The 13668-nt window shown below is 60.1% G+C and carries 4 protein-coding genes and 1 pseudogene; 3 read left to right on the top strand and 2 right to left on the bottom strand.

The features are described from left to right. Positions 1-50: 50 nt before the first annotated feature. Together ACW9H9_RS00295 and ACW9H9_RS00290 are read right to left on the bottom strand one after the other, a co-directional pair. Positions 51-3848, bottom strand: a complete 3798-nt coding sequence (locus tag ACW9H9_RS00295; protein WP_457341095.1) for a type III effector — start codon at positions 3846-3848, stop codon at positions 51-53. A 553-nt stretch (positions 3849-4401) separates the two neighbouring features. Next, positions 4402-5724, bottom strand: a complete 1323-nt coding sequence (locus ACW9H9_RS00290; protein WP_457341038.1) for an OprD family porin — start codon at positions 5722-5724, stop codon at positions 4402-4404. 613 nt (positions 5725-6337) lie between these two features. Between ACW9H9_RS00290 and ACW9H9_RS00285 the strand changes: the two are divergent. The 3 genes and pseudogenes from ACW9H9_RS00285 to ACW9H9_RS00275 form a co-directional block, all read left to right on the top strand. Then, a pseudogene (locus ACW9H9_RS00285) lies at positions 6338-8953 on the top strand (HopW family type III effector protein); the annotation flags it as partial. A gap of 731 nt (positions 8954-9684) precedes the next feature. After that, positions 9685-12222 carry a glycosyltransferase gene (locus ACW9H9_RS00280; RefSeq protein ID WP_457341039.1) on the top strand — a complete coding sequence of 846 codons (2538 nt, stop codon included), beginning with the start codon at positions 9685-9687 and terminating at the stop codon, positions 12220-12222. Next, entirely contained in the window at positions 12222-13661 is a 1440-nt protein-coding gene (locus ACW9H9_RS00275) for a radical SAM protein (protein WP_457341040.1), read from the top strand. The genes ACW9H9_RS00280 and ACW9H9_RS00275 overlap by 1 nt, the downstream gene beginning before the upstream one ends. Positions 13662-13668: the final 7 nt, after the last annotated feature.

Genomic DNA, 13668 nt, shown 5'->3' with positions numbered 1-13668 from the left:
ACGCCGCCGGGGGCAAATGCGCCACGCGGATCACCGCGTGGCGCCACGGGTCACGGTGGCGGAAACAACGCCGCCGTGCGCTGTGCGTTGACGTTGCTCAGCTTTTGCCAGCGCACCAGGTTGCGCCAGCCTTTGCTGGTGGAGTCGCCTGCGCGTTCACGGGCGGTCATGTACTTGGGCTCCCAACTGCCGCGCATCAGCATGATGTCTTCGATGGCCTGCTCGGCGCGTGCGACACCTGCCGCATCGCCTCGCTGGCGTGCCAGCTCCTGGATACCGCGATAGCCATCCACGGCCGCGCCGACGCGGGGTTTCATCTCGTAGACGATGCTGTACAGGCAGTAGTGGTTGTCCTTGGCCAACTGCTTGAGGCGGGTTTCAAACTTGGACAGCAGAATGCCGGCCCGCAAGCGATTGTCCGCCGTGTCTTTATTGCCACTGGCGTCGGGCTCCAGTTTCTTGAGCGCGACTTGCAGCCACAGGTCCCGGTTGGTGTTGATCTCGGCCAGCAGGTCTTTGGGGGTGGAGTATTGGCGCTCCAGGTCCGCGCCCAGCTTGCCGTTGTACAGGTAGGGCGATATTTCGTTTTTCTCGAAGGCCCACGCCAAGTCCCGTGACACGCCCGCCTGCAAGCCCAAGCCCTGGCCCAGTACACCGTGATGGCCATTGCCGGCCGGTACGGAGGAGCTGGCAATGGGCGTCATGTTGAAGTTGGTGGTCAGGCCCAGGCGTTGTTGGGCGATGTCGCTCTTGTCGCCCAATGTGGCGACGGTGCCGCCGGTGTCATTGCTCACATCACGCGAGCGGGAGGCTTCGGCGGACAGCGCAGCTTCCAGGGACAGGCTCTGAGAGGCACCGTGCCCGTCGGCAAAACTCATGGCGGGCAGGCGCCCCGCCAGCCGCATGCCCAAGGTGTGGGTGCTGGTGGTGCTTTGTGCCTGGCTGAGGGAAATGCTCGGGTTGCGCGCAAAAATGGCCTCCAGCGGGCCTTTGTAGCGTGGGCCTTTGTCGGGATCGATCACGTCCCAGCGCGTCATGCTGTCCAGTGCGTTGATCATGTGGTTGCGCGTTTCATCGTCTTTGTTCCGCTCGCCGTAAAAGCGCATCGTGGTGGACGTGGTGCGCGCCTTTTCGTTGGCGATACGGCCCGTCAGGCTGCCTTGCACCCCCACCAGTGGCGCCAGGGGCGTGCCTGTCGAAACGCCCGCGCTGACTTCCCATGCCTTGCTCTGCACTTTGCCAAATGCCATTTCGATGCCTAGCGAGGGCAGGGACATTTGCACAAACGCTTCGTCGCTGCGTGACACTTCGGCAGAGAACACCGGTGAGGCGATCGGTGAAATCACGCCGTAGGGCAGCGACGGCAGGCCACCGCCCACGGTGCCACCGCCGCCCAGGCGCAGGCGGTCGCGCAGTGCGCCTTCGAGCATGAAGGGTTTGAAGAACGTCACAATGTCGCTTTTTGCACTCAGGTGTTGATTTTTCAACAGGCGCATCGTGTCAGCCAGCTCATCATCATTGGGGTTGTACAGGGCCGGACGCTGGTCGGCTGGCAGCCCCTTGCGCAGTTGCTCCTCGATGCGGCTCACGCCTTCAAAGGCCGACAGCTCGCCGGTGCCGAGTTGTTCATACAGGGCAGGCAGCGTGACCGGTTGGGCCTTGGTCAGCACATTGGGCTGGCGGCGTGCGCCGTTGTCGTGGGGGGCCGCCAGCCGCTGCTCGTGGGCCTTGGCGGTGACGCTCAAGCGTACGGTCTTGATGTCCTGGGTTTGCAGCGCCACTTGAGACAAGTGATCGCCACGTTTTTGCCGAGCACGCAAATGGTCGACCATCGCTTGGGCTGCGGCCACGTCCAGGCGCCGCTCGGGCAGGGCGCGGCAGGCGTCGATGGTGGTTTGCAGGTGGTCCAGCCGACGGGTGACCAGCTTGTCGATCGTGCGTCGTGGCGACTGCATGCCCATGCCTTCGCTGACGTCATAAGCCTTGCTCAGCACGTCCTTGCCAAACGGCGTCTTGTTGACGTTGGGCAGCAGGCGTCGCGCGGCCGAGGGTTTGGGCGCCGGGTCTGCCTCTTTCGGCGGCTGGGTGGCGGCTGCCCGCATCACCCATTCGACCGTGGCTTTTTTGAGCCGCTGGTCATGCTGGTCGTACAGGCTGCCGGGGGCGTTGCTGAAGTAACCATTGCGCACCGCATTGAAGGCGCCGTGGGCCACATCGGCAAACGCTGTATCGGTGTGCTCCAGCGTTCCACGGGCCACGGCCTTGGCGCTTTGCAGCCACGCCTTGACCTCCGGTGAAGGGTTGGCCTGCTGGGCGTTGTCGGCCTGCCAGAACACCTGCAACGCGTCGCTTTCGGCTTGGGTGGCCGGCGTGCTGCCCTCGCTGGACAACACCCGCAAAAGGTCGATACCGCAGGGCAGTGACGCCAGTTTGCGGCAGGTCGCAACGATGTCCTGGGTCAAGGTGCTGGCCCCGGTGCCCGCGCGCTGCGATTGGGCCAGGCCTTCGGCCATTACCGGCCAGTGCGCGGCAGGTTGTTGACTCAGGGCGCCCAGAATGCGCGCGGCGCGCTTGGCGTCCTGGCCGGTGACTTCTGCCAGTGCCGAGGTGATCGTTTCCATCACCGCAAACGCGGGCATCGTGGTCGCAGGCTCTTTGCTGGACAAGCGTTCGCCCATCGGTTGCAGCACCGCTTTGAGCGCGTCCAGGTCCGCACCCGTGGCGGCGGGAAACGCTTGGGCCGTTTCCAGTTGGTGGGTCATGTAGCGCGCTTGAATGGCATCGATCGCCGCTTTGTCCGGCCGGGCCTCGTCGGCGGGCGGTGTGGATTGCTGCAAACGCTCGTCGATGGCGCGGATCGCCGGAGCACGTGGTTCCACCTGGCGCCTGCGTGTTTCGCTGCCCAGTTGTTTGTAGAGCGCTGCGATGTCGTCATTGAGCTGCGCACAGTCTGCGCTGACCTGGGCCATGTTATTGGCCAGGCGCTGGTGTTCGTCGCGAAACTTGTCGCGCTCGCTCTCGGCCTGCTCAATCACCGTGTTCAAGGCTGCCCGGGCAGACGAGCCTTCGGCGGTGCCGGGCAGGCGGGCGTGCAGGGCTTGCAGGTAGGTTTCGGCAGACAGCTGGGCCCGCTCGGCCACGATCATGTCGTGGTCCAGGGCGATCAACTCGCGGGTTTGCCGGGTTTTGAGCTCCATCTCCAGGGTGATTGCAGTGTGCCGGTCGGCCAGTTGGGTATCGACCGCTTGCAGGTGGCCCTTGAGGTCGGTCAGCCACTGCCTGGAAAACCCGGCACGTTTGGTTTGCTGGTCCTGGTTTTCGGTGAGAGCGGTCAAGTGCAGCAGGTCGGTGCTGTGCAGCACCTCTTGCAACTGCTGGCTTGCTGATTGGGTGGCGCGGTGCGTGGTGCGCACGCGTGCCCGGGCCTCGGCGATCTGTTCTTGCAGGCTGCCGACCAGCTCTTTGCCCCGGCGGGTGGTGGGGGCCAGCGGCGCGGTGTCGGCGCGCGCTTGCAGGGTGTGCAGGTGCACGCGGGCATTGGTCAGCGCGGTGGTGGCGTCGTCCAGGTTCTTGCGGCGCAGGTCGACCAGGCCCAGCAGCTCCTTGGCGGCATCGGCAATGGCTTGCGGGCCGGGCGTTTCACTGGCGGGTGAGGGCGCCTCGGGCGGCTTGCCGTTGTGGCTGGCCAGGGTGCGCAATGAGTCCGGTTTTAGCCAAGGGAACACCTTGGTGGTGATACGGCGGGTGGTCGAGGGCGCCGGGCGCTCCCACGGTGTGTTGGGTGAAGTGTCCTGGCTTTGCAGCATGGCGCGTGCCATGGCGTTCAGTTCGTGGGCGTGAGCCAGCAACGCATCATGGTGTTCATCCTGCGGATCATCGGCCGGGGGCGCTGCGGGTACATCGCTGCGCAGTGCCCGATTGATGCTGCGTCCGGTGCCGGGAATAACCGCGGTGAAACCGGTCTGGCGCCCGGAAAACTTATCGACCAGGCGGCTTCTGAGTGAGCGCGATGGGGCGTTATCAGGGGCAGGCTTGGTGTATTCGGTGGGGGTGGGCTTGGCGGCTTGTTGTGCGACTGCTTCGTCGTGCTCGTGCACAACTGCCGTTGAAATCGGTGAGCCAATGCGCAGTTTCACGGGCGATTCTCCCGTGTGTGGCTAAAAGCTGTTGCCCGAGTGCATCTATGTAACTCCATGTAGATCCCTTTTATAGAGTGCATGTTTCTGCTGAACACGTTGACAGAAGCAACGTTCAGGCCAATCCGCAGGGTATCGGCCTTTGACGAGGATTCCTGAGATCCAATCTAGAGTGGCGGTTTAGAGGGGCGCAATCAGGGAAACCCTGAGCGCAGGACAACGCAACGCGACAACGGCCAGTCACAGAGACTGGCCGGTGCGGGTGTCAGAGGAGGGTGAACGGGTAGTCGACCGTCAAGCGCAGTTCGCTCAGGTCACCTTCACCCTGATCGGCATTGGCGGTGTGGAACGCCTGGCGCAGGCGAAAGGACAGGTTTTTCGCCGGGCCTTCCTGCACCACGTATTTGGCTTCTACGTCGGTTTCGTGGTGCTTGCCATCGGCGCCATAGTGATCGGCATAAGCGCTGTTGACCGGCGTGTGGGTGCCGTCGATATCGGAGCCGTCAATGTAGCGGGTCATGAAACTCAGGCCCGGTACACCGTAGGGGGTCATGTTCAGGTCATACCGTATGCCCCACGACTGCTCACCCGGGCCGTTGAAGTCGGACCACTGCACCGAGTTGGCGAGCAAGATCGAGTCGCCGCCTTCACCCGCGCCGTTGTTGCCGGTGCCCACGTAGTCGAACGGCGTATCACCGTGCACTTTCTGGAACGACAGCGTCAGCGTGTGAGCCGCCAGGAACGAGTAGGCTGCCGCCACCGAGTAGGTGGTGTTGTTGATCGCACCGGCCTTGGCGCTGCCGGTGTCCAGGGTGCGGTAGAGGTTGCCGTCAAGGGTCAGCGACTGGCCGTTGCTCAATGGCAACACGTAGTTGAGGTTGGTGTAGTACTGGCGCCAGATGTCTTCCAGTTCGCCGCCGTAAAGCGTGGCGCTCAGGTCGGGACTGAACGTGTATTTGCCGCCGACGAAGCTGGCGCTGTTGGCCGCCACGTTGGCGTAGGTGGCGTAGATGTCGTGGTCATGGTCGCTGGTGATGCCACTGTTGGTGCTGGTGAAGTGGCCGGCTTCCAGGTTCAGGTTGGCGAACTCACTGCTGGTCAGGTCAAAACCGGTGGCGGTCTGTGGCAGCAAGCGGGTGCCGCCGGTGGCGAAGACCGGTGCGGTGGGCTGCATGTCGCCGAATTTGAGCTGGGTCTTGGACACGCGCAACTTGACGGCGGCGCCCACGGAACCGTAGCTGTCTTGCGGGTCGCCGTTACGGTCGGTGGGCAGGTTGCCGGTGCCAGCGTACTGGTGCTGGGCGTCCAGTTTCAGGCCGCCTTGGGCATATGCGTCCACGCCGAAGCCAATCGTGCCCTGGGTGAACCCCGAGCTGTAATTGAGGATGGCGCCTTCGGTCCAGTCGCGGTTGTCGGCCCGGCCGTTTTCCCGGTTGCGGTTCAGGTAAAAGTTACGCAACAGGCCTGTCACGCTGCTGCCTTCAAGAAAGCCTTTGGCGTCAGCCTGGTCGGTGACCGTGTCGGCCAGTGCGAGTTGACTCAGGCTGGCGCACATCACCGCGGCCAATAAGCTCGATTGTTTAACCATGGTGTAATTCCCCAAGTGGGCGCGCAACGGCGCACCCTTAGTTGCTGTTGATGTCTATTGGTTTTTGGGCAGACGTGGATAAGCAGCTAAGTTCGCATGTTGTATTTTTAGTGGCCCGACGTTCGGGCGAACCCCCGGCCACTGCTTGCGATGGGGCGATTATTCACCGGTTCCGAAAATGAAACGGATTAAACTCGATTAATTTAAATTCACTCGTTGCCAGCAGCGGCTGGTGTAGCGTGGGCCCTGTCTTAGCGCTCCGCTTGGGCAAAATCCTTTGGTTTGCCGCCGCAGGTTCTGCGGCGGATTTTTTACAACGCTTTCATCCGGCACTGATTAAACAAGGTGTAATAATCGTTAACTTATTTATCTGATTTAACCTGCGCAGGTTTGAACTAAGCACGCGTGTGCGAAGGGGGCAATGCCGGTCTGATACGGAACTGAATGGTCGTGGTTCACCACTCAAATCCTTACAGATTGAAATTTGTCTAACCTTTCGGACCTCATCATGACTTCGCGGATTGCTGCTACCCCTCATCTTTCGTTGTATGCGCCTGGCCCGGCGTCCAGTGACGCCCCGACGCCACCTGCCCAGTAGGGGCCACATCAAGTTCGCACGCGCGCGTTCATCCAGAACGGTGAACTCGCCACGGCGCTGGGCCGCACCCAGCGGGCGCCACGCAATGACGCCGCCCACGTGCTCGAGCGTATCGAGCGCGAGCTGAGCGGCGACGCACCCTCACTGCCACGCCTTGCCGAACTGGGCGAGCACCTGGTGGCAGCGGCAATGACCGAAGGGGGAAGCCGCGCCCTGGCGGGTGAGCAACAGCAACAGGCGCTCAAGGCCGCGTTGGAACGATGTGAAACCCGACTCGCCCAGACGCCCGCCACCCACGCCGACCATGCCGTGGTTGCCCAGGTGCGGGATGCCTTGAAAGCTGCGCGCTTTCATCAGTCCATCGGTCAACTCACCGCCAGCCTGCCCATGGGCGCAGGCGCCGTGGCCGACCTGTTGGCGTTGACGCAACTGGACCCCAAGGTATTGGCCGAGCCCGCCGAGAAACCCACCCACTACATGCTGTTTGCCAGTTTTGTGCGCACCGCCAAGTACCGCAGCGCAGAGTTGATCGACAACCTGCGCAACCACGGCCCCAAGGTCGGCCCGTTGCTCAAGCCCTACGCCGATACGCTCGCCCTGCTGGGCACGGTGGCGCAGTCCTTGAGTGCGCTGGAAGCCCAGTGCGCTGACGCCAACACCAAAGAGGACCTGCGCAGCCTGCAGGACGTCAGCCGTGAGTTGTTGCAGCAGTTGCAGGCCGCCGGTATCACCGAGGGGCCGCAGGCCCCGTCGCGTGAAGCCGTGCCAGCCGAAGAAGCACCGTTACAGCCGCCCAAGGCGGGTGAGCAAAAGCTGCCCCTGGGCCAGACGCTGCTCAACGTCGGCAAAAAAATCGTCGGCCAGTTTGATGCCTATGGCGGGGTGGCGCCGATGGATGACAAAGCGCTGCTGGCGCTGCTGCGTCAACCGGCGCCTCAGCTGAGCCCTGAGCAGATGCATGCGTTTCTGAACACCCGGGTCATCGAGTTGACCGATGCGCAACATGAAATCATCAACAATACGCCGTTGCCGCACGCTGCAGACCAGGACCCGGAAAGCGCCCGCACCTCCACGTTCGATGAAAAGTTTCGCCTGGCGTTGGCCAACCATTCCCTGACCCTGACCCCCGAGCAATTGAACGCCCTGCAAGCGCAGCCCAAGGCCGACTCCACCGAGACGGGGCCGCTCAATGCGCTGATGAACAAAGCCGATTCGCAACTCGATGAAGCCGAGCGGCAGATGCTCGAGGCCATTTTGCATGGCAATGCACGTGGCCAGTTGGACGCGTGGCAGGCGCACAACGCCAAGCTGCCTGACATTCTGGAAAAATCCGGCTTGCCGGCCGATGTGCGCAAAGAGCTGCTGAGCATCAACCAGAAGATGAATACCGAACTGGGCACCCTGAAGAACGGCGCGTCTCTGATCAGCCGCCTGTCCGCCAGCCCGGCCATGCTGCTGACGTTGGCCCCCATGCCGCTGGCCGTAGCGTTTGCCAGCGGCGACAAGGCCTACAGCAGCTCGCTGGTCGCGCACTTTTCTAAAAACGCCGTGTTCATGGCCGGCCTGATGATGAATGAGCTGACCAACAAGCGGACCAACGTCGAACACCTGCTCAACCGCTATTTTGTGACGGTGCTCTCAAACGCCATCGTCGCCCAGCCGACCTTTGCGAAAAATGAAAACCTGCTGCACAGCGTAGGGTTCGGCATGGGTGCCGCCGCGGTGTCGAGCGGCATCACGCTGACGGTTTTCAACCGCGAGTTGATCATGGACGCCCTGGCGATGGCCAAGGCCAAGATCTGGAAAAAAGACACCGGCAACCCAGAGATTCCGTCGGCCGACCGCCAGGCCGTTGCCGAGCATTTTGACCGGGGTGAACAGATGGCCCAGCAAGTCCAGCTGGCGGTCGAGGTGTTCAAGAAAGATAAATCCATTACCGACGTACTGAACTCATCCCTGGGTTTTGTCGCCGGTCAAAGCAGCGAGCTCAAAGCGCGCTTTAATAAGGCGGAGGCGGCCCGTTCAGGTGAGGTGGCGTCCGAAACCCGGCGCCCCAGCAATGCGGACTTTTACCCCAAAATGGGCCTGGTGGTGCTGGCGGCCGGTATCAGCGCCGCACTGGTGGCATTGATGGAAAGCCTGGTGGGCAAGGCCGATTACGCGGCTGATGCGCTCTGGTGCTCCTCGGAAATGCTCAAGCTGGCGCTGGACCCGCAGGCTGACATGCAAAAGGCCGTACAGACGTTCAAGGACATTGTGGGCTTGAACCTGGTCATGACCATGTTCCTGGGGGTCAACAAGGCGTGGGACTTCCTGGACAAAGGCACGAAAGGCTTCGCCGGTGGGGCCGCCGTGCTGACCGCCGCCAACCTGACCATGCCGGGCATGGTCGGCGGCGCCGCTGGGACCCTGGCGGGCAAAGCCTTGAGCGGGCTGACGCAGGCCGCCAAGTCGATGGGCACCCGGCGCCAAATCGAGGCGCAGGCCCCGGCCATGGAACTGGCGGTGACCGCCAACAGTGCCAAGACGAACCCAGGAGGTGCGGTGGTGGCCCAGGCCTATCAACAATGGCAGGCCGTCAACCGCTCAACGCCGTCGTCCAGCGACGCTAAGCCAGCCTTGGCGAGTTGATTGCAATCCACATCAGCATTAATGACAACGCCATGTCTCAAACATGGCGTTTGGCCACTTATCATAGGGTGTTTTGCGTAATAACTGTCGTAAATGTCGCCCTTTGTGCGGTTCGAAAAAACAAATGTAAAACTTGTCTGTAGGACGGTTGATTTCACTCGTACAGACGAGTATTTTCGATACAAATTGTTACCCATGAACTCTCAAAAACAAAAACCCGACAAGGTTAAAGAGCATGAGCCACGATTGTTTGATGCGATGTTATTTTCGACCTGCTGCCAATCCCCCGATTGGTTTTTATCTGCCTTTCACTGCCTGCGCGTTCAGCGACAGCACGTCACCGCTTCAACGATGTTGATGCAATCAGTGGGTTGATAACCCACGGGCTTATGCCCACGGCCATGACAGGCTAATGGTCTGTTCGCGATAATTATTGCGATGTACTTTCTTGCGCGATAACAAACCGGTGCTTTTTTGCCGACTGCTCTCTATCGCCTGCGTGAAAGTAACGTGCGTGATTATCTGGCTGGCGCTCATAAAAGAAACTGGATTTGAATCCGTGATTTCGTGTGCGTATCAATCAATGAATTTCTATTGGTTAGAAGGATATTGCCATGCCTGCTGGAGCGATTTTTATATCATTTGATGCCGTTGCGGTATCCGGCATTACGGTGGAAGCTTTAAAGGTTGCCAAGAACCTTCTGCATAATGGCATCGCGTCGTATCTTGACTTGGGCTACGACATCAAAGTGGACAAGGGCAACTTCAATAAACCCTATGACCATGAACGGGATATCTACAAAGAACTGTTTACCCTGGTGCGCGTCGAAGGCCTGGACAGCGTGCCGCATTACACCGTGGACCTGATTGAATACTTGCATGACGTGCTGATCGCCCAAAACATCAGCGTCACCCCCCAAGAGCAGCAGCGGTTGCTGGATGCGGTGGATGAGTCGTCAGCGGTGTTGGCCGAGCGGATGGTGCAGTTGTGGGAGCAGTTGGACATCCGCCATGTGATCGTCGAGAACGGCACGCTGCCGGAAAACATCATTTATACCCAGGCGGTGTATCAGGCCATCGAAACGTATGGCCGCCGCCATGGCCTGGGGAACTTCGTGGTCTGGCGTGATCACGACTTGATGTGGAGCAGCGAAAAAACCGTGATGAAGTACGGGCCAGAGCCTTACCCGCACGCCATCAAGCCCAGGCCTTCACGCCACATCACCTACGTGACGCTGAACAACCACCTCAAGCAAAAACTGGAAACCTGGTGCAACCACGAAGTCGAGATCCAGGTGCGCAAAAACACCTATGACTTCAGCGGGCAGGGCCGCTACACCAATATCAAGGAGCACCTGGATATTCGTGACAGCGATATCCTGATTGCCCGCACCACCCGCATCATTCCGCAAAAACGGCCGGACCGTGATGTGTACCTGGTCCAGGGGCTCAATAAATTATTTGCCGAGAGTGGCAGCCGCCAACGGGTTTACCTGGCCATTGCGGGTGACCCGGAAGAGCATCCGGCGTACTTTCAGTCACTGAACAGTTTGATCAGTGAGTTGCACGTCGAGCCGTTTGTGAAGTTCGTGGGGTCGTTGTCCCACGACTACATGCCCTCGGATAAAAAGTCCATCACCATTGAGGATTTGTATCACTCCTGTGACCTGGTATCGTTTTTAACATCCTGGGGTTATGACAGTTACGGCAACCCGGTCGGGGAAGCCATCAGCAGTCAGCGTTGTTATATAACGTCACACTACGAGTATTACCAGGAGGTGTACGGGCAACATGGATTTGAAGCACCGATCATGCCCACCTCGGAAGAGCAGGATGGTTTGCCTGACGCAGCCTTTATCCATGAGGTGTTTCAGCTGTTAAATAACACGCCGTTGATGAAACAGGTGGCTGCGAAGAACTTTGCCATTGGTCAACGGGTGCTCTCCAATAATGTAACGAGCCTGTTGGATTTGAGTGCTTCTGGAGGAAGTATGCGTGATTCTGTGAATGTGTCGGTGGTGTTGCCGCTGTATAACGAAAGCGATCGTATTGAGGCAGTACTGGACTCGTTGTTTCATCAAAAAACCCACGGGGACCTGATAACGCATGCCACCTATGAACTGATCTTTGTGGACAATAACTCCACGGATGATTCAATCGAAAAGATCAACGTATTCAAGGCCGCCAACCCGTCTATTGACATTCACGTGATTCAAGAAACCACCCAAGGTGTTTCTTCGGCGCGTAAACGCGGCATGGACTACGCCTCGTTGCGCTCTAAAAACCGCGACATTCGCTTGGGTGTTGAAAACCGCCACTACATTGTGTCCGCTGACGCCGACTGCACCGTAGACCCGTACTGGCTGCACGCCCTGGTGCAAAAGATGGTCGAGGAAAACGGTGACCTGGGCACCTGCAACTATTACTACAACGACGCCTCGTTCGAAAAACGCCCGAACCTGTTCAACGAGATCCAGAAAACCCTGCGCTGCCGCGAAATGTCCTTCTCGCTGTTTGGCGGTTTTCCCGACGGCAAAGGCTTTGCCGTGGAACGCACCCTGTATGACAAGGTGGGCGGCATCGAAATCTTCTACCAACTCGACAAAGGCCGCTTCGTGGAACACCTCTCCGATGACTGGGACTTCGGTATCCGCGTCATCGCCTGGGGCGGCAAGCCGGTGTATGCCCACGAGTCGCGCATCGAAATCAACAGCCGCCGTGTCGACACCATCCTTGACGAGGTGATCACCGGCAACGCCTACGGCCAGGACGGCATCATCATCATGAAAGATGTGCGCCCGGACCTGGAGGACCAGACCCCCGCGATGCGCGACACCACGCCTGAGCAGTCGGTCCAGGCCTGGCACTACTCCATCAAGGACTTCGTGCCCAAGAACATCGTGCTGCCGGCGCTGCTCAACCCGCACATCCTGCTGGAAAACCCGGCCGTGCGGGACTTCTTCACCGGGCCTGTGGCCGACCGCATGTACCAGCGCATTCATGAAATCAAGCACACCTCGCGGGTGATCGACTTCAAGCCGATCCACGCCTACAAGACCCCCAGCTACCGCCTGTATTTCGAGTTCCGTGAAGAAATCTTCAGCGCCCTGCGCCGTGCGGTAGGCGAAGACATCGGTTTGCCGCCACCGCTGCCCGCGTGTTTCGACACGGTCAAGCCCGAGGATTTTGAACGGTTTGCCTACTACTTCTCCGAAGACCGCGAGTCCGGTGAAGCCCACAACTATTTTGCCAACGGCGGGGTGTTCTAATGACCAGCGAAGCGTTCAACTCACTCAGTGACATCGACCCGAACTACCCAGTGCCCAAGGTCTACGATTTCCTGGCGCACCCCGACAACAGCGCGTTCCTGGAATACGTCTACAACGACCCGTTCGGTTGCCACGTGTTCCCGGGCGACATCCAGGACTACCCGCTGCCGTCGTTTTTCCAGGACATGGACAGCGAAATCAAGGAGGCCAAGCAAATCCACCTGTGGGCCTATATCCCGACCTGCCGCTACCGCTGCCATTTCTGCCAGTACCCTACGGTCATCCTGAACCCCAAGGCGGCATCGTCACAGATCGTGTTCCGGGACCTGGTGGACTACAACATCAAGGAAGCCACGATGTGGCTGGAAAAAGTGCCGAGCCTGGCACAGGCCGAGGTGGGCGAGTTCAACATCTTTGGCGGCACCCCGTCATTGCTGCCCGACCCCGAACTGCGCCGCTTGATGGCGTTCTACCGCAGCCACTTCAACTTCTCGGTCGCCACCATGCGTTTCGAGGGTGAGCCGGGCACGTTGAACAAGGAATACCTGCTGCTGCTCAAGGAACTGGGCTTTACCAAGATCAGCTTTGGGGCCCAGTCGTTCGATGATCGCATCATCGAGGCCTGCGGGCGCAAGCATTCGGCGCAGGAGTGCGTGGAAACCATCCATTACGCCCGTGACCTGGGGCTGGACTGGGTCAGCGTCGACCTCATCTACGGCATGCTCGGCCAAAGCGTGGATGACGTGAAGTACGACATGGAGCAGACCCTGGCGCTGGAGCTGTCCCACGTGGTGATCGCCAAGCTGCACATGGAAGAGTTCATGAAAAGCCGCACCGGGGTGTCGGGTGAAAAGCAAAGCCACTGGCAGCGCAAAGGCCTGATCAATATCAACAGCATGACCTTTCCGGGCCTGGGCAAGCAGTACCAGATGCGCGAAGTGGTGGAGCAGCACCTGTCGGCCGGGTATGGCGAACACCCGACCATGTATTTCCACCAGAACAACCGGCAGCCGGAAAAGTGGAAAGGCCTGATCACCGACCTCGACAAACAGTACCCGGAAGTCGCCATCGGCCTGGGCGGCAGCTCCAAGTGCACGCGTGCCGAAGCCATCAACATCACCGGCTACGCCAGCTACAAGCAGGCGTTGGATGAGAACCGCCTGCCGATCGACAACAGCCGGGGCATGTCGGCGCTGCAGCGTGAAGTCAACGCTTTCAAGATGGCGCTTTCCACGCTGATCCCGGTGGATGACGCGGTGTTCAAGCAGCGTTTTGGCGGCAAGAGCTTCTTCGAAAACCCGATCATCAGCCGCACCCTCGACACGCTGGTGGAAAAGGCGCTGGTGACGGTGGACGGTGACCGGGTCACGCTCACGCCCAACGGGGTGACGCTGGTCGAGGCGGTGATCAATACCCAGTTCATCGCGCCGCAAGCCTGAGGAGGGC

The organism is Pseudomonas sp. SDO5215_S409, assembly GCF_054071325.1.
Note: the sequence above shows the minus strand (reverse complement) of the source record. Positions and strands in the feature narration are given on the sequence as shown.

Coding starts and splice junctions, on each gene's coding strand:
- ACW9H9_RS00290 (WP_457341038.1), bottom strand. CDS start 5,724: ATGGTTAAACAATCGAGCTTATTGGCCGCGGTGATGTGCGCCAGCCTG.
- ACW9H9_RS00275 (WP_457341040.1), top strand. CDS start 12,222: ATGACCAGCGAAGCGTTCAACTCACTCAGTGACATCGACCCGAACTAC.